At 40.0% G+C, this 1,258-nt stretch carries 1 protein-coding gene; it reads right to left on the bottom strand.

Annotated features, from left to right (window positions below):
* Positions 1 to 33: 33 nt before the first annotated feature.
* The gene (gene folD / locus P20480_RS13650; RefSeq protein ID WP_008127813.1) at positions 34 to 888 is read right to left on the bottom strand and encodes a bifunctional methylenetetrahydrofolate dehydrogenase/methenyltetrahydrofolate cyclohydrolase FolD; all 855 of its coding nucleotides are present in this window, start codon (positions 886 to 888) and stop codon (positions 34 to 36) included.
* Between the last annotated feature and the right edge of the window lie 370 nt (positions 889 to 1,258).

The following is a 1,258-nucleotide window of genomic DNA, read 5'->3' on the forward strand; positions in this document are numbered from 1 at the left end:
CCGAATGGCTAACCTTTTTTATTTGAATTATATTCAGCTATGATATTTTTCGCATGCTTCTAATGTATTTTCAATTAAGCTGGCCACGGTCATTGGGCCAACCCCGCCAGGAACAGGAGTAATAAAGTGAGCTTTTTGCTCTGCAATGCTGTATTCAACGTCGCCTACTAGTTTACCTGTATCTAAACGGTTTATACCTACATCTATAACAATGGCACCTTCTTTTACCCAATCTCCAGGGATAAATTCAGGTTTGCCCACAGCTACAACCAGCAGGTCTGCGCGTCGCACATGAGTTTCTAAATCTTGTGTAAACTTATGGCACACAGTAGTCGTACAACCGGCCAGTAATAGCTCTAACGACATAGGGCGGCCCACAATATTTGATGCGCCAACCACAACCGCATGCATGCCTTTATAACGAACACCGGTAGAATCGAGTAAAGTAATAATCCCTTTTGGCGTACAAGGACGAAGCGCAGGCATACGCTGTGCTAAACGGCCGATATTGTAAGGGTGAAAGCCATCAACGTCTTTGTGTGGTGTAATGCGTTCTAAAATTTTCTCTGCATCGAGTCCATCAGGTAAAGGTAACTGCACCAAAATGCCATCTACTTCAGCATCATTATTTAGCTCATCAATTAAACTTAAAAGAGCATCTTCTTTTGTGTCTGCAGGTAAATCAAATGATTTTGAAATAAAACCAACTTCTTCACAGGCTTTACGCTTTGAACCAACATAAACTTGGCTTGCTGGATCAAGTCCGACAAGGACTACTGCAAGTCCGGGGGCGCGTAATCCTTTAGAAACGCGTTCGCTTACGCGTTGTGCAACTGTACTACGTACTTGTTTTGCGATTGCTTTACCATCAATGATGTTTGCCGTCATGGTTGACCTTTAATTGGGGTTAATTAACTAGATACCGATACTTTAAAAATGAACGCATAATAAAAAGGGGCATATGCTTATAAAGAGAATAATAACTTTATTTTTCATTTAATATTACCTAAGCTATTTTCGCAGAAAAGCATTGCAGCGCCAAGTTGCTTTTCATCTATATAGTACTAGAGTAATTAAATAGTATAAATTTCAGTCTTCTATTATAATATTTAGCCATTGTGGGCTAAAAATGACCACTTGATTTGTTTTCTTAAAAAAATGTTTGACCTAACCCCGTCAAATCACTATTATGCACCCCGTTGTCAACGAGGTCACTCGTAGAGAATAGTAAGTAACGGCGATTAGCGCAGTTTGGTAG

It is taken from the genome of Pseudoalteromonas sp. BSi20480, from assembly GCF_000241365.1.
GTDB lineage: Bacteria > Pseudomonadota > Gammaproteobacteria > Enterobacterales > Alteromonadaceae > Pseudoalteromonas > Pseudoalteromonas marina.